The sequence below is a fragment of the Brucella sp. GW823-FHT04E01 genome (assembly GCF_058796175.1).
This window is the reverse complement of the sequence record NZ_JBXAIK010000004.1, coordinates 732535-754374: the sequence shown is the minus strand read 5'-3', so window position 1 is coordinate 754374 and position 21840 is coordinate 732535. Positions and strand designations below refer to the sequence as shown.

The following is a 21840-nucleotide window of genomic DNA, read 5'->3' as shown; positions in this document are numbered from 1 at the left end:
AAGCGGAAGATATAGTAACGACAATGCCGCAAACGTTGCGCATGTATCAAGTGGATGCCTTCACAGACCGCCTGTTTGGTGGCAATCCGGCAGCCGTTCTCATTCTCGACGCGTGGCTGTCCGACCATCTGATGCAGGCAATCGCCAGCGAGAACAATCTGGCGGAAACGGCTTTTGCCTGCCGCGACGGGGATAGCTGGCGTTTGCGCTGGTTCACCCCAACGACGGAAGTCGATTTCTGCGGCCATGCCACGCTGGCGACGGCGCATGTCCTTGCTGCACATTATGATGTTGAAGGGGATATGGATTTTGAAACCCGCGTCGGCCCGATCCGGGTTTCTCGTTCGGGCAGCGGTTATGTCCTCGACATTCCGTGTTTTCCGCCGCAACCATTGGCGGAACTGCCGACCTCCATCGCTCCGCTTTTTGACAGATCGGACGGGAGCCGGTTCTTCCGCAATTTTGAGAACATCTTCGTTGAGGTTGCAGACGAGGCGTCCGTACGCGTTTTCGTCCCTGACTTGCCGCAGATTGCGAAACTGGGACCCGTCGGTCTAGTTGTCACGGCAAAGGGCGTGTCGCATGATTTTGTCTCGCGCTATTTCGTACCTGGCGCGGGCATTCCCGAAGATCCCGTCACCGGGTCGATTCACGCTACGCTTGTACCCTATTGGAGCCGGAAATTGGGAAAGAACCGACTGCATGCACAGCAGGTGTCGGCACGTGGCGGACATCTTCTTTGCGAACTGAAAGACGACCGCGTCCTGCTTGCGGGCAAGGCCGTCACCTTCATGGCGGCGGAAATCTATCTGCCGGATGTTGATGGCGGAGAGTTTCCGCCCCGTGGTTCCTTTTAATCGTAAGAAACCTTGCCGCGGCCCTTCTTGATGTCGGATCGTCCAGACTTGGCCTTGAGGCGGCGTTCGACGGAGCCTTTTGTGGGCCTGGTCTTCTTGCGTGGCGGCGGCGGTGGTTCGGCAGCTTTGGCAATAAGCGCGATCAGCCGTTCGCGCGCGTCCTCGCGGTTGCGCTCCTGGGTGCGGAAACGATTGGCCTCGATCAGAATATCGCCGTCCTTGGTACCTTTCTGTCCGGCAAGCTTGAAGAGCCGTGACAGGATATCTTCCGGCAGGCCTGCTCTCACGGCATGAAAGCGCAGCTGCACGGCAGTCGAAACCTTGTTGACGTTCTGACCGCCCGGCCCGGAGGCACGAATGAAGCTCTCCTCCAGATCGTCTTCACGGATCGTCAGGCGATTGGTGATGCGGATGATGTTCCGGTTCTCTTCCATGACGAGGAGATATACCGCTTTGTATCCCTTATACAAAAGAAAAACCCGGCCTTTCAGCCGGGCTCTCCCTCCTCCTCAGGATGGTAAAAGCATGTCTCCAAAAAGTGGGAACCGGTTTTTGGATAAAGACATGCGTAGAAAAAGCTATTCCGCAGCGATACGGATCGCTGGCGCCGCGTCCTTTACCTCGTGATCGACATGGCTTTCGAATTTTTCGAAATTCGTGACGAACATGTCGACAAGCTTCTTGGCCTGCGCGTCATAGGCAGCCTTGTCGGCCCAGGTCGAGCGCGGATCGAGAATGGACGTGTCCACACCCGGTACGTCGACCGGAACCGCGAAGCCGAAATTCGGATCGATGCGGAATTCGGCTTCGTTCAGCGAACCGTCAAGCGCGGCGGCGAGCAGAGCGCGGGTTGCCTTGATTGGCATGCGCTTGCCGACGCCGTAAGCACCACCGGTCCAGCCGGTATTGACCAGCCAGCAATCGACCTTGTGCTCGGCGATCAGCTTGCGCAGAAGATTGCCATATTCCGACGGATGGCGCGGCATGAACGGTGCGCCGAAACAGGTCGAGAAGGTCGCTTCCGGTTCGGTCACGCCCTTTTCGGTACCGGCGACCTTAGCCGTGTAGCCGGACAGGAAGTGGTACATGGCCTGTGCTGGCGTCAGCTTGGCAATCGGAGGCATTACGCCGAAGGCATCGGCGGTGAGCATGATGATGTTCTTCGGCTGGCCGCCCTTGCCCGACTTCGATGCATTCGGGATGAAATCGAGCGGATAGGCGCAGCGGGTGTTTTCCGTCAGCGAGCCGTCGTCGAAATCCGGCTGGCGGTTCTCATCGAGAACGACATTTTCCAGCACCGTGCCGAAACGCTGCGTCGTCGCGTAGATTTCCGGCTCCGCTTCGGCGGACAGACGGATGGTTTTGGCGTAGCAGCCGCCTTCGAAGTTGAAGATGCCATGTTCGCCCCAGCCATGCTCGTCATCGCCGATCAGCGTACGGGTCGGATCTGCCGAAAGCGTGGTCTTGCCGGTGCCGGACAGGCCGAAGAAGACGGCGGTGTCGCCGTTCGGGCCTTCATTGGCCGAGCAGTGCATCGGCATCACACCCTTCGCAGGCAGGATGTAGTTGAGTGCGGTGAAAACCGACTTCTTCATCTCGCCGGCATAGGACGTGCCGCCGATCAGTACGATCTTGCGGGTCAGGTCGACCGCGATCACGGTTTCAGTGCGCACGCCATAGCGTTCCGGATCCGCCTTGAAGGATGGCAGGTCGATAATCGTCATTTCCGGCACGTAGGAAGCGAGCGCTTCCTGTTCCGGACGGATCAGAAGATTGCGAATGAACAGCGAATGCCAGGCATACTCGGTGATGACGCGGGCATTGATCTTGTTGTCGGCATCGGCGCCGCCGATGAGATCCTGAACGAAAAGCTCCTTGCCCTTCGCATGGTCGATGAAATCGGCATAAAGAAGCTCGAAGGCCTCGCGGCTCATCGGCTTGTTGTTGTCCCACCAGACATGACCTTCCGTGTCGGCATCGCGGACGACGAACTTGTCTTTCGGCGAACGGCCCGTGTGCTGTCCGGTGCGTGCGACAAGCGCACCCTGCGCCGACAGTTCGGCTTCGCCCCGGCGAACGGTTTCCTCATAAAGCCGGGCGGCCCCAAGGTTGTAAAAGACTGCGGAGATTTCCTTCAGTCCTGAAGTGGCAATGGAAGCGGCCGTGTTGTGAATGCCGGTCTCTCTCATGATGTCTCCGCCATATGGTTTGACAATTGATCGGTCTCGTTTCGCGCCTACCAGATTGATCGCGAAACTGAGGATGGCAGTCAGAAACAGATTAATCGTGGCAATTCAAATATTTAATCGATTTAAAATTTTTGAAATTTTTTTAAATCGTTTAATCTATGCGTTATGAGCTGTGAGTTTCGGGGAATGAAGGTCGGGCTGGCATTAACCAAAGCGCGATTCGGAGAGCGTCGTTTCGCGGCTTCTTCCGGTGCTGCCACATTTTGTACCTAATTTGTACTGCACAAGCAGGCACATTATACTAGTATCGATGTGTAATAAGGCGCTCGATCTATAACCCGCCAGTCTCTGGCGGCTGAAAGACGTCACCAGCCGGATATTCCGGTTGGCTTAGTTGAAGGAGAAAGGTTCGCATGAAGGAAGCCTCGGCAACGCAGACAATTGCGCTGGTCGACGACGACCGCAACATCCTGACCTCCGTGTCCATCGCGCTGGAATCGGAAGGCTATCGGGTCGAAACCTACACCGATGGCGCGTCCGCGCTGGACGGTCTGATGGCGCGTCCGCCCAATCTTGCGATCTTCGATATCAAGATGCCGCGCATGGACGGTATGGAGCTTCTGCGCCGTCTGCGCCAGAAATCCGACCTCCCCGTCATCTTCCTCACGTCCAAGGACGACGAGATCGACGAGCTTTTCGGCCTCAAGATGGGCGCGGATGATTTCATCACCAAGCCGTTCTCGCAGCGCCTTCTGGTCGAGCGCGTCAAGGCGGTGCTTCGCCGGGTTGCCGCACGCGATGGCACGGCCAAGCCGACCGGACAGCAGGCCAAATCGCTTGAGCGCGGCCAGCTGGTCATGGATCAGGAGCGTCACACCTGCACCTGGAAGGGCGAGCCGGTAACGCTGACGGTCACTGAGTTCCTGATTCTTCATTCGTTGGCACAGCGTCCGGGCGTCGTGAAAAGCCGTGACGCCCTCATGGATGCGGCTTATGATGAGCAGGTCTATGTGGATGACCGTACCATCGACAGCCATATCAAGCGCCTGCGCAAGAAGTTCAAGGCGGTTGACGACGATTTCGAAATGATCGAAACGCTCTATGGCGTTGGCTATCGCTTCCGCGAGGCTTGATAGATAATTACATATCGCCAGTCCGTAAGGTCTGGCGGTAGTTTAATGAGAGCAGACAGAGCGACATGGTCGCAGAAACCGGGAACGACGGCCTTATCGGCCAGAAATCGGATTTGCGCGAACGCAGGGCCCGGCGGCAGCGCTCGGTGTTCTGGCGTCGCTTCTTTGCGCCCCTGCGCAAGTTTCTTGGCCAATATCTGTTCTCGAGTCTGACGCGCCGTATCCTGTTTCTCAATCTGGCGGCGCTGGCGGTTCTTGTTTCCGGCATTCTCTACATGAATCAGTTCCGTGAGGGGCTGATTGATGCAAAGATCGAAAGCCTGCTGACGCAAGGCAAGATCATTGCAGGCGCCATTTCGGCTTCGGCGACCATCGATACCAATTCTCTGATGATCGACCCGGAAAAGCTTCTGGAGCTTCAGGCCGGGCAAAGCCTGACGCCATCACCGGATTCGCCCGACAATTGGGAATTTCCGATCAATCCGGAAAAAGTTTCTCCCTTGCTGCGCCGGTTGATTTCGCCGACGAGCACGCGGGCGCGCATCTATGATCGCTACGCCAATATGTTGCTCGATTCGCGCGCACTCTATTCACCAAGCTTCCCTTCGGCGGGGCCTGTACTTCGCTACGACCTGCCGCCGATCGAGGAAGAGACGCCGACCATCTGGGAACGGGCCGGGACGTGGATTTCGCATCTGTTCTATGGTGGAGGCCTGCCGGTCTATCAGGAACAGCCGGGCGGTAACGGCCTTGCCTATCCGGAAATCGTCAAGGCGCTGGCCGGTTCGCCGCAAACAGCGCAGCGACGCAATGAAAAGGGCGAGCTGGTCGTCTCGGTTGCCGTCCCGATCCAGCGCTCGCGTGCAATATTGGGTGTACTCCTGCTCTCCACCGAAGGCGACGACATCGACAAGATCGTGCAGGGTGAACGCATGGCGGTTTTCCGCGTGTTCGGCGTCGTTTCTCTGGTCATGGTCATTCTGTCGCTTTTCCTCGCATCGACGATTGCAAGCCCGCTGCGCAAGCTTTCTGCTGCGGCAGACCGCGTTCGCCATGGTGTGAAGAGCCGTGTGGAAATTCCCGATTTCTCCGAACGTCAGGATGAGGTCGGCCATCTTTCCACGTCGATCCGCGAAATGACCGATTCGCTCTATACCCGTATCGAAGCCATCGAAAGCTTTGCCGCCGATGTCAGCCACGAGTTGAAGAACCCCCTCACCTCGCTGCGCAGCGCTGTCGAAACCCTGCCGCTCGCCAAGACCGAAGAATCGCGCAAGCGGCTTCTCGATATCATCCAGCATGACGTTCGCCGCCTCGACCGCCTGATTACCGATATTTCCGACGCTTCGCGTCTCGATGCGGAACTTGCGCGCGAACATATCGACCGCGTCGACATGAAGACGCTTCTGACCAATCTCGTAACGGCAGCGCGCGAAGTGCGGCGCAACAAGGTCGGAACGGAAATCGTCTTCGATACCGGCAAACTGCCTGCCGGAAAGAAGGGTTTCTATGTTGCCGGTCACGATCTGCGTCTCGGTCAGGTGGTGAGCAATCTGATTGAAAATGCCCGTTCTTTCGTGCCGGACGATACAGGCCGCATCGTCGTGTCGCTGAGTGGCGAAGGCAGTCGCTTGCGCGTGCTTGTCGAGGATAATGGTCCAGGCATTCCGATCGAGAATATCGAGCGCATTTTCGAGCGATTCTATACGGACCGTCCGGCCTCAGAGGCTTTCGGCCAGAATTCCGGTCTCGGCCTTTCGATCAGCCGCCAGATCATAGAAGCGCATGGCGGCACGCTGACTGCAGAGAATATTGTCGATCCGGCAAGGCCCGACCAGTTCAAGGGTGCGCGCTTCATCGTCGACCTGCCTGCAAGCCCATGACGCCTGAAGAGGAAAAAAGCGGGCTTCATGCGACCACGCTTCAGGTTCAAGGCCGCGGTGTCATGATCATGGGGCGTTCCGGCGCGGGCAAGACCGAACTTGCGCTGACACTTGTGGAAAGAGCCCTCCTTCGTGGAGAGGTCGCTTCACTGGTCGCTGACGACCGCACATTGCTTCATGTGGAAAGCGGCACGCTGATCGCCAGCGTTCCAGCCGCCCTTGCTGGTGGCGTGGAGATTCGCGGGGCGGGGCTTTTTAAGGTCGCTTTTGCGGAGGCCGTTCCGCTTTATCTCGTCGTCCGGCTTGTGGATCGTGACGAGGCCGAACGCTATCCAAGTGGTGAAATGTGGGAATTCGAGGGCATCTCACTGCCCCGACTTCTTTTGCCGGCTTTGTCGTCGAATGGCGATTCCAACGCGCTTTCACGGGCCATCGAAGCCACCTTGTTCTATGAAAAATGGCCCTCCTCCGAGGGCTGAAACAGGCTTCGTTACGAATCGGCTAATATTTCACAGCGCTGCGGCATTTTGCTTTTTTAGTGGCAGCGTGGAAATTTTTCACTTGCTATCAAGATTTGCGCTGCCAAGATGCACAACTCGCCGGCGCTTTTCCGGCGTGGTTTCAGTGCCATCTGACACTCTGGCGGGGTGATGCGGCGGGCACGCGACGGGAGCTTTTATAGTATGATCGGACTCGTGCTTGTCACGCACGGAAGGTTGGCCGAAGAGTTTTTGCATGCTGTTGAGCATGTAGTCGGGCCGCAAGACAATTTCGAGACCGTTTGCATCGGTGCCGAAGACGATATGGAACAGCGTCGGCGGGATATCGTTGATGCGGTGGAACGCGCCGATAATGGCAGCGGGGTCATCATCCTGACCGATATGTTCGGTGGTACACCGTCCAATCTCGCCATTTCCGTCATGAAGGAAGGCAAGGTCGAAGTCATCGCAGGTGTCAATCTGCCGATGCTTATCAAGCTGTCGAGCGTCCGCATCGGGGGCGACATCAAGACAGCCCTGCGTGAGGCGCAGGATGCGGGGCGCAAATATATTAATGTTGCGAGCCAGGTCCTGACAGGAAAGTAATTCATGCACTCCAGCGTGCCCGTTACCGGTGAATACGAACCCGAAACTGCAGTTTCCCGATCCTTCGAGATCGTCAACAAGCGCGGACTTCATGCCCGCGCTTCGGCCAAGTTCGTGCAACTGGTCGATGGTTACAATGCGCATGTCCGCGTGAGCAAGGACGGCATGACCGTTGGCGGCACGTCGATCATGGGGCTGATGATGCTCGCCGCGTCACCCGGCTGCTGCATCGACGTTAGTGCCTCCGGTGAACAGGCCGATGCCGTGTTGGAAGCCTTGCAGACACTCATCGCCGACAAGTTCGGCGAAGAATGCTGAAGAACAAGACTGTGGCCGCCGTGGGTGATCTCAACGATCCGGTGGCCGTTTTTGATGCAGGGATCGGCAGTTATGCTCTGGTTGAACTGATCAGGCGCAGCCAGCCGCAGCGCGACATCATCTATTTTGCTGATCGGGCCAGTTTCCCCTATGGCGCCAAAAGCCACGATCAGCTGCTTTCCATCATGCGCAGCACGATCCAATACCTCACAAGCCTTGGCGCTCAAACAATTGTCCTTGCTTCCAACGCGCCCTCGGTCATGGTCCTCGACACATTGAAAAGCGAGTTCGCCGTACCGGTTTACGGTGTGGCGCCGCCGGTACGCACTGCCCTTGCGATGAGCCACAGCGGCAAGGTTGCCGTTTTGGGGGTGCGTTCGATGATCGAGAGCGAAGAACTTGCATGTTTTGTCCGAACACAGGCCGATAACCCAGGCGATGTCGCTCTGATCAATGCGTCTGCGATGGTGGAGCTGGTGGAAAACGGCGCTTTTCTTCGGCAACCGGACGAGACCGCGCAAAAGGTCGCCGCATTCTGCGATGACATTGCTGCGAGCCACCCTCATATCGACACGCTGACACTTTCCAGCACCCATCTGCCATGGCTCAGACCGTTTTTCGAAACGGCCCGTCCCGGCTGGCAGTTTCTTGATCCGGCGGATGACGTGATCGCTGCACTCCCGCTACCCGAAGGCGGCTCCGGTCGCACAGTTGCCCTTGTCACGGAAAGCGAAACCTATCCCGTTGCCGAGTTTCGCCACATGCTCGAAATATTGCAGGTCGATCTTCCTTTGACGGTCATCGACCCCGTATTCGACAAACCTGCCTGATATGCACGTATAAAGATTTCTTTATATTGCGTTGTGCTTCTGGCTGTGATCTGCTAGTCAAGGCGGCAGCCGGAGCGCTTTCCCGTGTGGAAAGCCGCCCCATATTGGAATGCAATCCCGGCCGCTGATTACATCTTTATCGAGCTGGAACTGCCTTTTATTGGAGCAAGCGATGACCGCAAGCCAAGATTTTGTCGTCAAGGATCTTAGCCTGGCCGATTGGGGCCGCAAGGAACTCGATATCGCAGAAACCGAAATGCCGGGCCTGATGGCTGCCCGCGAGGAATTCGGCAAGTCGCAGCCGCTGAAGGGCGCACGCATTTCCGGATCGCTGCATATGACGATTCAGACCGCCGTTCTGATCGAAACCCTGCAGGCGCTGGGCGCTGAGGTCCGCTGGGCCTCCTGCAACATTTTCTCGACGCAGGATCATGCGGCTGCCGCGATTGCCGCAACCGGCACGCCGGTTTTCGCCATCAAGGGCGAAACGCTTGAAGAATACTGGACCTATACCGACCAGATCTTCCAGTGGCCGGACGGCGAACCGTCCAATATGATCCTCGACGATGGTGGTGACGCCACCATGTATATCCTCATCGGCGCGCGTGCCGAAGCAGGCGAGGACGTTCTGTCGAAACCCGGTTCGGAAGAAGAGGAAGTGCTTTTCGCGCAGATCAAGAAGCGTATGGCTGCAACGCCGGGCTTCTTCACGCGCCAGCGCGACGCCATCAAGGGCGTGACGGAAGAAACCACCACCGGCGTCAACCGTCTTTACCAGCTGCAGAAGAAGGGCCTCCTGCCCTTCCCGGCCATCAACGTCAATGACAGCGTCACCAAGTCGAAATTCGACAACAAGTACGGCTGCAAGGAATCGCTCGTTGACGGCATTCGTCGCGGCACCGATGTCATGATGGCTGGCAAGGTTGCCGTCGTGTGCGGTTATGGCGATGTCGGCAAAGGCTCTGCCCAGTCGCTCGCCGGCGCAGGCGCACGCGTGAAGGTTACCGAAGTCGATCCGATCTGCGCACTTCAGGCTGCAATGGATGGTTTCGAAGTCGTAACCCTCGACGATGCCGCTTCTACAGCCGATATCATCGTGACCACGACCGGCAACAAAGACGTGATCACCATCGACCATATGCGCAAGTTCAAGGACATGGCGATCGTCGGTAATATCGGTCACTTCGACAACGAAATTCAGGTGGCAGCACTCCGCAACCTGAAATGGACCAATGTGAAGCCGCAGGTCGATCTGATCGAATTCCCGGACGGCAAGCGCATCATCCTGCTTTCTGAAGGCCGCCTGCTCAATCTGGGCAATGCAACTGGCCATCCGAGCTTCGTCATGTCGGCTTCGTTCACCAATCAGGTTCTGGGCCAGATCGAGCTCTTTACCCGCACCGACGCCTACAAGAATGAAGTCTATGTGCTGCCGAAACATCTTGACGAGAAGGTCGCGCGCCTGCATCTCGACAAGCTCGGTGCCAAGCTGACTGTGCTTTCCGAGGAACAGGCTGCCTATATCGGCGTCACTCCACAGGGCCCGTTCAAGTCGGAACACTACAGGTATTAACCATACGTTAAGCATTGCACTACATGTTGAGGCCGGGCGGTTGACAAACTGCCCGGTCTTTCTTTTTGCGTGCAAGATGCTTCACGCGGATTCGCCGGAAGGGTATTGTGTAGGCGAATCAAGGTGTTTGAGCGGGTGTTTGCGTTGTGCGTTTTTTGCCGGTTGTGGCGGGAAGCGACAGGACGATTCATCCCCAGAATACCTCAAAACGCGATGACCATCGTGCACTGTGGCGGCGTGCGTATGGTCAGGCTTTGATGTGTATTGAAGTGTTTTAATACGGCCGGTCTGCCTTCGTGGCGGTTTTCATGGCCGGGTGGCGGAGAAAAGGACAACATGCCAGATTTCGGCGCAACGGGGATTTTGCGGAATGTTTCCGCAATCGTTACTGGCAGGCAATGGCTTCCTGCCGCCCATGTTGCAAAGCCGTTCGCATGGCTTGCTCCGAAAAAAGCCCTGATGAAGGCTTCCGTTTCTCTTTCGACGCTTTTCGCCGCCATGCCTGCCTTCGCACAGGGCGCGGAATCGGCGCGTATCGCCCTGCCCTTCGGCGGTGGCAGTATCGGCGCTTTCGAAGTCATCCAGTTTTCCATGTTCCTAGGTGTGATGGGCGCAGCGCTTCTTTCTGCGGGCTGGCTGATCCGCGAACGATCGCGCGTTGCCGCAGAAAACAAGGAACTGCGTTCCAAATTCGCCGACCTCAATCTGGTCGCCCAGCGCAATGAAGCGCTGCTTAACCTCAAGGATCAGCGCATCGTGGTCTGGGATGGCCATAGCACACGCGCTGAAGTCGTCGGACTGTTGCCAGACGATAGTGCGGCCCCGCAGGATCGCTCCACCTTTCTGGCATTTGGCCGCTGGTTGCGCCCGCAATCGGTCGTGGCGCTTGAGCGCGCCATTGGAATGCTGCGTGAACAGGCACGGTCTTTCGATCTCACGGTTGAAACTGTCAACGGCACTCTGCTCGACGTGCGCGGACGCACATCGGGCGGCTTTGCTGTTGCCCGGTTCCTCAGCCTGCAGGGCGTGCAGGCGGAACGCGCGGCACTGCAGGCGCAGAACCGTGAATTTTCCGAGCGTATCGAGCTTTTCCGGCGTCTTCTCGACCGGATCGACCAGCCGGTATGGACCCGCGACGCCGGTGGTCGCGTCGAATGGGTCAACGCCGCCTATGCGCAGGCAGTCGATATGGCGGATGCGAGCCAGGTCATTTCAGAAGGGCGCGAGCTTTTCGGCGCACAGGCGCGTCAGCGTCTGGAGCGTGATCGCTTTGCCGAGCCTGTCCTGCAGGACCAGCTGACGGCTGTGGTGCACGGTGACCGCCGCCTTTTCAACGTGACGGACGTAAGCGCGGAAACAGGTTCCATCGGCCTCGGTTTCGACCAGACCGAAGTACAGGCGGTGCGCGAAGAACTGAACCGCACCATGAAGAGCCACGCTGAAACGCTCGACCAGCTTTCGACTGCTGTGGCGATTTTCGATCCCGAGATGAAGCTGCAATTCTTCAATCAGGCTTTTGCCAAGCTTTGGTCACTTGATACGGCTTGGCTGGAATCGCAGCCGAGCAATACGCTGATCCTTGACCGCCTGCGTTCGGAAGGCAAACTTCCAGAGCAGCCGGAATGGCGCAAATGGAAGGATTCGGTGCTTTCTGCCTATCGCGCAGTCGAGCCGCAGGAACATATGTGGCATCTGCCGGATACGCGGACGATGCGCGTCGTCGCCAATCCGCATCCGCAAGGCGGTGTGACCTGGTTCTTCGAGAACATGACCGAGAAGTTCGAGCTCGAAGGCCGTTACAACACGCTCATCAAGGTGCAGGGTGAAACGCTCGACCATCTGGCGGAAGCCGTGGCGGTGTTCGGCTCTGATGGCCGCATCCGGCTTTCCAACCCGTCCTTCGCCGATCTTTGGGCGCTGCCGATGCCGCTCATTGTCGAAGGCACGCATATTTCGTCGATTGCCAAGATTTGCGGCGAGCGCGGCGGCAACGGATTGTGGGATGATTTCGTCTCCACCGTCACTGGCTTTCTCGATACGCGTGACGGGCGCATGGGACAGGTGGAGCTGGACGACGGCACCATTCTTTCCTTTGCCGTGGTGCCACTGCCGAAGGGCCAGACCATGCTGACCTTCATCGACGTCACCGACACCGTGCGCGTCGAACGGGCGCTCAAGGAAAAGAACGAGGCGCTGGAACTGGCCGACCAGATCAAGAACGATTTCGTCCAGCACGTTTCCTACGAACTGCGTTCGCCACTCACAAACATCATCGGCTTTACCGAGCTGTTGCAGACACCGACTTTCGGGTCGCTCAACGAGCGCCAGATCGAATATCTCGACCATATCAGCACGTCGTCATCGGTCTTGCTGACCATCGTCAATGATATTCTTGATCTCGCAACGGTCGATGCAGGCATCATGGAATTGGAGGTCGGTGAGGTTTCCGTCGTGGAAGCGATTTCCGCTGCCGCCTCCCGTGTCGGCGAGCGTATGCGCGACCACGATATCGGGCTCGACATCGACATTGCCGACGACGTGGATGTATTCAAGGCCGATGCAAACCGCGTCCGTCAGGTACTTTTCAACCTCCTGTCCAACGCCACCAACTATGCGCCGGAAGGCTCCAGCATCCAGCTGCAGGTGGCGCGCGAGGGGTCGGAAGTGGTCTTTGCCGTCCACGATGACGGTCCCGGCATGCCCGGAGAAGTGCTCGACACGGTTTTCAAACGCTTCCAGTCCTATCCGAATGGAGGTCGCCGTCGTGGTGCCGGCCTCGGACTTGCCATCGTCAAGAGCTTTGTCGAGCTGCATGGCGGGTCGGTCGATATCGATACGGGTTCCGGTCGTGGAACAACGGTCATTTGCCGTTTTCCGTCGGAAACACGTAGCTTCCGCGTCGCTGCCGAATAAGGTAAAGGGTGCCCATGAGCGCCTCACAATCCAGTATCAGCTATTTCTTGCCCGACGAAGCTGCAACACAGCGTTTCGGCGAGGATTTCGCCCTCGCCCTGCAGAAGGGCGATCTTGTCACGCTTTCCGGCGATCTGGGGGCGGGAAAATCCTCGCTTGCCCGCGCTATCATCCGGGCAATTGCTGATGATGAGGGGCTGGATGTCCCAAGCCCGACTTTCACGCTGGTACAAAGTTACGAGACTTTGCGCATTCCTGTTGCCCATGCCGATCTTTACCGTATTTCACACGGCGAAGAACTGGATGAGTTGGGGTTGCCGGAGTTCCTGGAAGATGGCGTGGTGCTGGCCGAATGGCCGGAGCAGGGCGACAGTTTCCTGCCCGAACCGTCGTTTGCCGTCACGCTGAGCCATGAAGGAGCAGGGCGGCGTATTACCGTGTCGGGACCAGCGGCTGCGATCCAGCGGCTGGAACGCTGTCGGATGATCCGCGCATTTCTTGAAAAAAACGACCGGGGAGAGTCCACGCGTCGTTATTTCCAGGGAGATGCTGGTCCACGTAGATATGAACTCATCACAAGTGCCTCTGATGGTGTGGAAGTTCTCATGAACGCGCCAGCGATGCCCTATGATCCGCCACTACGTAATGGCAAGTCCTATCGCCAGCTTGCCCATATTGCAGAGAATATTCAGGCTTTTGTGGCAATTGATGGCTTGCTTGCAAAACATGGTTTTCGCGTGCCGCAAATGCGTGCGGTAGATATTGATGCAGGGCTTTTGATCCTCGAGAATCTCGGAACCGTAGGTGTGCGGGCATCGTCCGGTGAACCTGTCGCCGAACGCTATGAGGCCGCCGGACGCTTTCTGGCGCATCTGCATGGTGTTTCCTGGCCAGACCATGCACCTGTGGCGGGGCATCCCGACCACATCATCGCCGGTTTCGACCGCGATGCGATGATGATCGAGGTCAGCCTGATCGGCCAGTGGTACGCGCCGCGCATGATGGGAAGGCAACTTACAGACGCAGAAAAGCAAGCTTACGAAGCCGCATGGGACCACGTGATCGCCGACATTGCCGATGTTGAGAAGAGCCTGCTCTTGCGCGACTATCATTCGCCCAACCTGTTCTGGTTTCCAGAAGCGGAAGGCAAGGACAAGATCGGCGTCATCGATTTTCAGGATGCGATGATTGGACCGGCAGCCTATGACGTGGCTTCGCTGGCCCTCGATGCGCGCGTGACGATTTCGCCGGAGCTGGAACAGGCTGTGGTCGCTGCCTATTGCGATGAGCGTTGTGCGCTCGGACATGCGTTCGACGAGGCTTTGTTCCGCAAGGCCTATGCGGCCATGGGCGCACAGCGTAACGCCAAGCTGCTCGGTCTTTTCGTGCGGCTCGATGAGCGTGATGGTAAGCCGGATTATCTAAAACATCTGCCACGCATTCATGACTATCTCGGCCGTGTGCTGAAGCATTCGGTCATGGCGCCAGTGGCGGCGTGGTTTGAGGAATTGGGATTGATGCAGCAGGAAGAGACCGCGCAATGAGAATGCCTGAAATGGTCCCGAAGACGGCTATGGTTCTTGCCGCCGGACTTGGCAAGCGCATGCGTCCCATCACCGAAACCATTCCTAAACCGCTGGTCAAGGTGGCGGGCAAGCCCTTGATCGACTGGGGGCTCGATGCGGCGGCGCAGGCGGGCATTGGCATCGCAATCGTCAATGTGCACTATTTAGCCGGCCAACTGGAAGCGCATCTTCGTGACCGCAACGATCTTGAGATCGTGATTTCGGACGAACGCGAAATGCTGCTCGATTCCGCTGGCGGCATCGTGAAGGCGCTGCCGATACTCGGAACAGAACCGTTTGTCATATTGAATGCCGACACATTCTGGGTCGGCGACGAGAAAGCTCCTAATCTGTTGGCGCTCGCTGACGCTTGGGATGCCGACCGAATGGATATTCTCCTGATGACGGCACGTCTCGATCAGGAAACGGGTTATGAAGGCAAGGGTGATTTCGTTGCCGACGAAAACGGGCATCTGCACCGCGCACGGGACATCTCCGGCGAGCCGGTGATCTATGCGGGAGCAGGGATCATCCATCCTCGTATCTTCGCTGGCGCGGAGCCCGGTGTGTCCTCACTCAACCGCTATTTCGACGAAGCGATTGCAGCCGGTCGCCTTTATGGTATGCCAATGACCGGACATTGGCTGACCGTCGGAACGCCGGACGCGATCGGCGAGGCGGAGGCAGCGCTTACCGCATTTGCATGAGGAGGTAGAACGCATGAGCGCACGACAACCCAGAGATGGGAAACAGCGCCTGTTTTCAGTTCCTCCCGGCACGCCCTTTTTGCCCGCCTTTGCCAAGGCGCTTCTGGAAGGGCGGCTGGTCGAAGGTTTCCCCGGTAATCCATCCGATCCGCTGGCATTGGCCAATGCCACCATCTATGTGCCCACGCGTCGCGCAGCGCGCGCATTGCGGTCCATTTTGGTCGATATGAATCCGGCTAAAGAATTTCCAGAAAAAGCGGGAACCGGTATTGCGTCCGGAAATGCGTCGCAAAAAAAGAGCGCTATTTTGCCGACAATAAAGCCGCTCGGCGATGTGGATGAAGATGCAGCTTTCTTCAATGCAGGCTCGTCGGGCGTCTTCGATATCAATCCACCGATCGGTACAGCGGAGCGGCTTCTGCTTCTGGCGCGATTGATCCGTCCTTGGCGGGAATCGCTGCCTTCGCATGTGCGCGCCCTTTTCGGTGTTGACGACGTTTCCGTTCCGGCAACGACTGCCGATGCGATCTGGCTCGCCCGCGATCTGGCAGGGCTGATGGATCAGGTCGAAACTGATGGGGCTAAATGGAGCGAGCTTGCTGGAATTGCTCCGGAAGACCTTGCCGACTGGTGGCAGGTCACGCTCGGCTTTCTCAACATCGTCACCAATCTCTGGCCGGATATTCTGGCGGAACGCAGGCTTTCGAATCCCGCTGCGCATCGCAACGATCTCATCTGGAGCGAAGTGAAGCGGCTGCGCGCCCATCCGCCTGCCGGGCCGGTTATCGTTGCTGGTTCCACCGGTTCCATACCGGCGACGGCGGAACTGATTTCCGCCATTGCGGACTTGCCGAATGGCGCGGTGGTGCTGCCCGGGCTGGATCGCGATCTGGATGATGCAGCCTGGCAGATGCTGGCATCGGCAACCGATAATCCGTCGACCTTCGGTCATCCGCAATTCGGTTTGCGCAAGCTTCTCGATGCAATGCAGACATTGCGTGCGGATGTGGAACATCTGGACGATATGCCTGCCTCGAAACGCCTGCGCGAACGGGTGGTCAGTGAAGCGCTTCGTCCGGCGGAAACGACCGATGCGTGGGGACAGCTTGCACGCGATCCCGATATGCAGCCGAAAGCCTTGCAGGAAGCAGCGCAGACGATCGATCTGATTGAAACCGCGAATGAGCGGGAAGAAGCGCTTACTGTGGCTCTCGTCCTGCGCGACGCGATCAATGATGAAGGCAGAACAGCCGCGCTTGTTACGGCAGACCGCAATCTGGCGCGGCGCGTGGTGGGTGAACTTGCCCGTTTCGGCATCGACGCCGATGATTCCGGCGGGCGGCATCTGCGTGATGTCGAGACCACGACATTGCTACGGCTGCTGGTCGAGACCGTCTTCAACCCGGGCGACCCGGTTGCGTTGCTGGCGCTGGTCAAGCATCCGCTGCTACGGCTGGAAGCTCCCCGCATCGAGCGACGCCTTGCTGCCGAAACCCTGGAACTCATCGCCTTTCGCGGTGGCACGGGCCGCGCATCCGTGCTCGATCTTCCTGCATTTTTCGACCGGCGGCTGGAGGAAAGTGCCGGCCAGCCATGGCAACCGGCATGGCACGACACGGTCACACCGGACATGATCGCCGCTGCCCGAAATCTTTGCGAAAGCCTATCGAACGCGGTGGCACCATTGGCGCCTTTCGTTATCGCTGGACGCAGGACCGAGATCGGTGAAATCGCGCGGGCCACGGTGGAGGCGCTGGAAAATCTTGCTCGGAATGAAAAGGCCAGCATCGCGCCTTTCTATTCCGGTGAACGTGGCGAGCAGCTTGCCATCTTTTTGCGTGGTCTGGTTTCGAACGAAGCCGGGCTCGATTTTGAAGCGTCGGAATGGCCAGCCGTACTGGATGCCCTGATGGCGGGTGAGACGGTGAAGCCGCATCCGGGCGGTCATCCGCGCCTCTTCATCTGGGGTGCGCTGGAAGCGCGCCTGCAAACCATGGACACGGTGGTTATCGGTGGCCTCAACGAGGGGAGCTGGCCCGCACGCACCCGCAACGACCCATTCATGTCACGCCCCATGAAGTCGATGATCGCGCTCGATCCGCCCGAACGCCGCACCGGCCTTGCCGCCCACGATTTCCAGATGGCGCTCGGCATGGACCATGTCGTGCTGACGCGCTCGCAGCGTTCCGACAATGCCCCGACCGTGCCATCGCGCTGGCTTCAACGACTTGAAACAGTGCTGGGTGCGGATGTGACCGCCGAAATGCGCAAGCGCGGGGCTCGATTCATCCAGTGGTCGCGCGAAATCGATCGTGACGAAGATGTGCCTTTCGTGAAGAGACCGCAGCCTGCGCCGCCGGTCCTAGCGCGCCCGAAGCATTTTTCGGTAACGGAAATCGAAACGTTGCGCCGCGATCCCTATGCGATCTTCGCCAAGAAGATATTGAAGCTGCGGCCGCTGGAACCCTTGATCCGCGACCCGGCTGCCGCCGAACGCGGCACTTTGTTCCACGATATTCTGGGCCATTTTACGCAGGAGGCAATCGATCCGCTGGCGCCCGACGCTGCAGAGCGGTTGATGGAGTTGGGGCGCATCCTCTTTGCCGATATGGATCTGCCGACGGAAATAGAGGCCGTTTGGTGGCCACGCTTCACCGCGCTCATTCCGCAGTTTCTGGCTTGGGAACGCGAGCGCGCCTACAATGTCCAGACCCGCTTTGCGGAGATTTCATCCGATAAACGTGAAGTCGAAGGGCTTGGCATTACGCTTTCCGGTCGTGCTGACCGCATCGATCTGATGCGTGACGGGACAGCGGAAATCATCGATTACAAGACCGGATCGACACCATCGCCCAAACAGGCGCATGTGCTGCTGTCGCCGCAGCTGGCGCTGGAAGCCGCACTTCTGGTGCGCGGCGCGTTTCGGGAACTTGGTTCGGTCCGTGCATCCGATCTGACCTATGTGCGTCTCAAGGCGGGCGGCGAGGTGAAGCCGGAATCGATCCTCAAGATCGGACGACCGCCATCGGAAAAAACTGCACCGGCTCTCGGCGAGGAATCCTGGCAGCGACTGGCGCAATTGCTCGTCGAATATCAAAAACCGGAAAAAGGCTACCTGTCACGCGCATTGCCGTTTCGCGAGACGGACCTGACAGGCGATTACGATCATCTGGCGCGAGTACTGGAATGGTCTGCCGGGGGCGATGCTGGCGGGGAGGGCGGTGAATGAAAAAGGCACCCATTATCCCCGAAGAAACGCTACGGGCACAGAGCAACGCGGCAAATCCGGCGGCTTCTGTCTGGGTGTCCGCCAATGCGGGTTCCGGCAAGACCCATGTTCTGACCGAACGTGTTATCCGCCTGCTGCTGGAGGGTACTGATCCTTCCAAGATTCTCTGCCTTACCTACACCAAGGCGGCTGCGGCGGTGATGCAGAACCGCGTGTTCATGCGGCTTTCAGAATGGGCTGTCCTGCCTGACGAAGAACTCGTCGAACGTCTGAAGTCGCTGGAAGGCCGCAGACCGAACGATGCTCGTCTTGCAGCAGCGCGACGGCTGTTCGCGCGTGCGCTCGAAACACCGGGCGGACTTAAAATCCAGACCATCCATGCTTTCTGCGAAGCGATCCTGCACCAGTTCCCGCTTGAGGCGAACATTGCCGGTCATTTCGAGATGATGGATGATTTGATGCAGGCAGCCCTTGTCGGCGAAGCACGGCGCCAACTGCTCGAAACCGCGCATGGCGGCGGCGATATTGATCTCGCAGCGGCCTTTGCTGATGTTCTGCAGGCATCGGGCGAGATGGGGCTTCAATCGCTTCTGGATGAGGCCGTAAGCAGGCGCAATGGCCTGCAGACCTATATCGCCGAACTGGGCGTAACGGCGCATCGCAGCGAAGCTCTGCACCGGGCTTTCCGCTTCGACCCGCGAACCAGCGAAGATGACCTCGTCGCAGATCTCTGGCCGATACCGGAGTTTTCCGACGATGCGCTCGACCTCATCATGTCGATCCAGAAAGGCGCGTCGCGCGCGCAGGATTTTGCGCTGCAGCTTCGGCGTTTCGAAAAGGTGACGAGCCAGCGTGACCGCGAGGCCGTGTTGCGCGCAGCTTTCCTGAAAAGTACGGGCGAGCCGAAATCCGGTTCCTATGTTGGCTCGGCGGCGGTCAAGAAACTTCTGCCGGATTTCGAAGAGGATTTTGACGCGGCAGCCGCGCGTGTCGAACAGGGTCTCGACCGGCTGAAGGAATTGCGTCTGGTGCGGCTCAATCTGGCCGCGCTGACGCTGATCGACAATCTGCTGCAACGCTATCACGACCTGAAGCGTCAGCGCGGCCTGCTCGATTTCGAGGATCTCATTACCCGGACCGTGGCGCTGCTCGCCCGCAACGGGGCAGGGCAGTGGGTTCAGTACAAGCTCGATCGCGGCATCGACCATATTCTGGTCGACGAGGCGCAAGACACCAGCCCCGACCAGTGGCAGGTGATCCGCATGCTGTCGGAAGAGTTTTTCTCCGGCGTCGGCCAACGCAATATCAGCCGCACGCTTTTTGCTGTCGGCGATGAAAAACAGTCGATCTATTCGTTCCAGGGCGCGGTGCCGGAGGATTTCGCGGCGCAGGGGCGGTCCGTCAGTCTTCGCGCCGGAGATGCGGAGCTGAAATTCGAGCGCGTCAGCCTCAATTTCTCGTTCCGATCCGCGCCCGACGTCCTGCAGGCTGTAGACGAGGTTTTTGCGAGAGCCGAGGCCAATCGAGGCCTTGCAGGCGCAACGGTACATGAAGCCATTCGCTCCGATGCGCCGGGCGAGGTGGAAATCTGGGATATGCTGACGCCGGAAGTGGTGGAAGAGCCGGACGACTGGCGCGAGCCGGTCGATCATCTGGCAGCACCTGCTGTCCGGCTGGCGGATCAGATCGCAGCCACTATTCGCCACTGGCTGGATCGCGGCGAACCTATTCCGGGCCAGAACCGGCGGATCATGCCGCGTGACATCATGGTTCTGGTGCGAAAGCGCGACCAGTTCATGCCTGCTTTGTCGCGGGCGCTGAAAAACCTGTCCGTTCCGGTAGCAGGTGCAGACCGCTTGCGGCTCACCAGCCATATCGCCATTCAAGACCTGATGGCACTCGGTCGTTTCGTGCTTCAGCCTTCGGACGATCTTTCGCTGGCATCGGTATTGAAAAGCCCGTTATTCGGCTGGGATGACGACCGGCTGTTCGAGCTTGCCTATCCGCGCGGTTCAAGCCTCACGCTGTTCGAGCGGCTTTATCAGGTCTCGCGCGGCGATGCTGCACTGGCCGAGGTGCACAAGACCTTGAGCCGCTGGCGCAATATGGCCGACACGATGCCGGTGTTCGAATTCTATGCACGGATATTGAGTGCGGACGGTGCGCGGCGAAAACTACTGGCGAGGTTGGGGCCGGAGGCGGGCGATATCATCGACGAATTCCAGAATTATGCGCTTTCCGCCGAGCGTGCCGGTCTGCCCGGCCTGCAAGCCTTCCTTGAAACGCTGGAAGCGGCATCGCCGGAAATCAAGCGTGAACTCGATCAGGGGCGCAATGAAGTGCGCATCATGACTGTCCATGCCGCCAAGGGGCTGGAAGGGGCGGTGGTGTTTCTTGTTGATCCGGGAAGCGCGGTCTGGACTGGCAGTCGTGCGCCAAAGCTCATTCCTTTTGACTTTTCGAATGATAGTCCGTCGGTGAAAGGCTATCTCTGGCAACCGAATGCCGGATACCAGACCGGCTTCACGACCGCTCAGATCGAGGAGCTGAAAACGCGGGCGGAGGAAGAATATCGCCGCCTGCTCTATGTCGGCATGACGCGTGCCGAAGACCGGCTCATCATCTGCGGCTATCGCGGCACGCGTGAAAGCGGCGAAACATGGCATCGCCTTGTCGAGGATGCGTTGGCCACCAAGGCCGAGACATTCGTGCACCCCGTGCTGAATGTTGCCGCAAGACGTTATCGCAACACACCGCGCGGCATGGTCGAGATTGCCGAGCAGGATAGAACCGAAGATCATGCACTGCCATCATTTCCAGATGAATATAGAGAGCCGATAAAGCCGGAAATCGGACTGCCGCGACCGCTGGCGCCGTCCGGCGCTTCTGCGCTGATCGAAGCGGATGAAGAACCGCCGCTCGATACGTTTTCGCCCGTTCTGGGACCGGGCAATGGGACGCCAGCCTTTGCGTTGCGACGCGGCACGGCGATCCATATGCTGCTGCAATATCTGCCGGATGTCCCACAGGATGGGCGTGAAACGCTGGCACGCGACTATCTTGGGCGGATTGCTGCCGACTGGCCGGAAACGGAGCGCCAGATTGCCTGGCAAAGCGTCAGGACCATTCTGGACGATGCCACCTATGCACCGGTCTTTGCGGAAGGCTCGCGCGGGGAAGTTGCCATCATGGGCACGATTGAGCTTGGCGGGCGCGATCATGCCGTGTCCGGTCAGATCGACCGCATCAGTGTTGGCGAGGATTGTGTCCTGATCGTCGACTACAAGACCAATCGACCGCCACCGAAAACCATCGAGGCGGTTCCTTTCGCCTATCGGGCGCAGCTTGCGCTTTATCGCGAGTTGCTGGCCCCGCTCTATCCGGGGCGGATTGTCGAAACGGCGCTTCTGTTCACCGAAGGTCCGTTTTTGATGCCGCTGCCGGATGTGGTTCTGGACGAAGCGCTGCAGTCTCTGAAAGACTCTCAAGGAAAGGTGACGAACCAGAACTTGACGGATGGCAGCAGACGCGCCACATGATATAGCGAATGAAGAGCGG

The 21840-nt window shown here is 58.5% G+C and carries 15 protein-coding genes; 13 read left to right on the top strand and 2 right to left on the bottom strand.

What is annotated here, in order from left to right:
• Positions 1-23 precede the first annotated feature (23 nt).
• Complete coding sequence (locus AC1RHM_RS18660; protein ID WP_010657675.1) at positions 24-857, top strand: PhzF family phenazine biosynthesis protein; 834 nt, start codon at positions 24-26, stop codon at positions 855-857.
• Here the strand turns inward: AC1RHM_RS18660 and arfB are convergent.
• A complete protein-coding gene (gene arfB / locus AC1RHM_RS18655) occupies positions 854-1291 on the bottom strand; it encodes an alternative ribosome rescue aminoacyl-tRNA hydrolase ArfB (protein ID WP_010657676.1) in 438 nt (145 codons plus the stop codon). The genes AC1RHM_RS18660 and arfB overlap by 4 nt on opposite strands.
• Before the next feature lie 144 nt (positions 1292-1435).
• On the bottom strand, positions 1436-3046 hold the full coding sequence (locus tag AC1RHM_RS18650) for a phosphoenolpyruvate carboxykinase (RefSeq protein ID WP_010657677.1): 1611 nt from the start codon (positions 3044-3046) through the stop codon (positions 1436-1438).
• Between the two features lie 413 nt (positions 3047-3459).
• On the opposite strand from AC1RHM_RS18650, the gene AC1RHM_RS18645 reads away from it, so the two are divergent.
• The 12 genes from AC1RHM_RS18645 (at position 3460) to addA (ending at position 21821) form a co-directional block, all read left to right on the top strand.
• Positions 3460-4179, top strand: coding sequence for a response regulator transcription factor (locus tag AC1RHM_RS18645; RefSeq protein WP_006468074.1), 720 nt, complete (start codon positions 3460-3462; stop codon positions 4177-4179).
• Positions 4180-4244: 65 nt separating this feature from the next.
• Positions 4245-6062, top strand: a complete 1818-nt coding sequence (locus tag AC1RHM_RS18640) for a stimulus-sensing domain-containing protein (protein ID WP_010657678.1) — start codon at positions 4245-4247, stop codon at positions 6060-6062.
• A complete protein-coding gene (locus tag AC1RHM_RS18635) occupies positions 6059-6541 on the top strand; it encodes an HPr kinase/phosphorylase (RefSeq protein ID WP_010657679.1) in 483 nt (160 codons plus the stop codon). The genes AC1RHM_RS18640 and AC1RHM_RS18635 overlap by 4 nt, the downstream gene beginning before the upstream one ends.
• A 204-nt stretch (positions 6542-6745) precedes the next feature.
• Positions 6746-7147, top strand: a complete 402-nt coding sequence (locus tag AC1RHM_RS18630) for a PTS sugar transporter subunit IIA (RefSeq protein ID WP_006472522.1) — start codon at positions 6746-6748, stop codon at positions 7145-7147.
• Between the two features lie 3 nt (positions 7148-7150).
• Entirely contained in the window at positions 7151-7465 is a 315-nt protein-coding gene (locus AC1RHM_RS18625; RefSeq protein WP_010657680.1) for an HPr family phosphocarrier protein, read from the top strand.
• On the top strand, positions 7459-8295 hold the full coding sequence (locus tag AC1RHM_RS18620) for a glutamate racemase (RefSeq protein WP_010657681.1): 837 nt from the start codon (positions 7459-7461) through the stop codon (positions 8293-8295). The genes AC1RHM_RS18625 and AC1RHM_RS18620 overlap by 7 nt, the downstream gene beginning before the upstream one ends.
• A gap of 172 nt (positions 8296-8467) precedes the next feature.
• On the top strand, positions 8468-9868 hold the full coding sequence (gene ahcY, locus AC1RHM_RS18615) for an adenosylhomocysteinase (protein ID WP_010657682.1): 1401 nt from the start codon (positions 8468-8470) through the stop codon (positions 9866-9868).
• 459 nt (positions 9869-10327) lie between these two features.
• Positions 10328-12781 carry a sensor histidine kinase gene (locus AC1RHM_RS18610; RefSeq protein ID WP_226622508.1) on the top strand — a complete coding sequence of 818 codons (2454 nt, stop codon included), beginning with the start codon at positions 10328-10330 and terminating at the stop codon, positions 12779-12781.
• Between the two features lie 14 nt (positions 12782-12795).
• A complete protein-coding gene (gene tsaE, locus AC1RHM_RS18605) occupies positions 12796-14325 on the top strand; it encodes a tRNA (adenosine(37)-N6)-threonylcarbamoyltransferase complex ATPase subunit type 1 TsaE (protein WP_492332606.1) in 1530 nt (509 codons plus the stop codon).
• Positions 14322-15053 carry a nucleotidyltransferase family protein gene (locus AC1RHM_RS18600; RefSeq protein WP_010657685.1) on the top strand — a complete coding sequence of 244 codons (732 nt, stop codon included), beginning with the start codon at positions 14322-14324 and terminating at the stop codon, positions 15051-15053. Before tsaE ends, AC1RHM_RS18600 begins: the two co-directional genes overlap by 4 nt.
• A gap of 13 nt (positions 15054-15066) precedes the next feature.
• On the top strand, positions 15067-18282 hold the full coding sequence (addB, locus tag AC1RHM_RS18595; RefSeq protein ID WP_010657686.1) for a double-strand break repair protein AddB: 3216 nt from the start codon (positions 15067-15069) through the stop codon (positions 18280-18282).
• Positions 18279-21821 carry a double-strand break repair helicase AddA gene (gene addA / locus AC1RHM_RS18590; RefSeq protein ID WP_010657687.1) on the top strand — a complete coding sequence of 1181 codons (3543 nt, stop codon included), beginning with the start codon at positions 18279-18281 and terminating at the stop codon, positions 21819-21821. Before addB ends, addA begins: the two co-directional genes overlap by 4 nt.
• Positions 21822-21840: the final 19 nt, after the last annotated feature.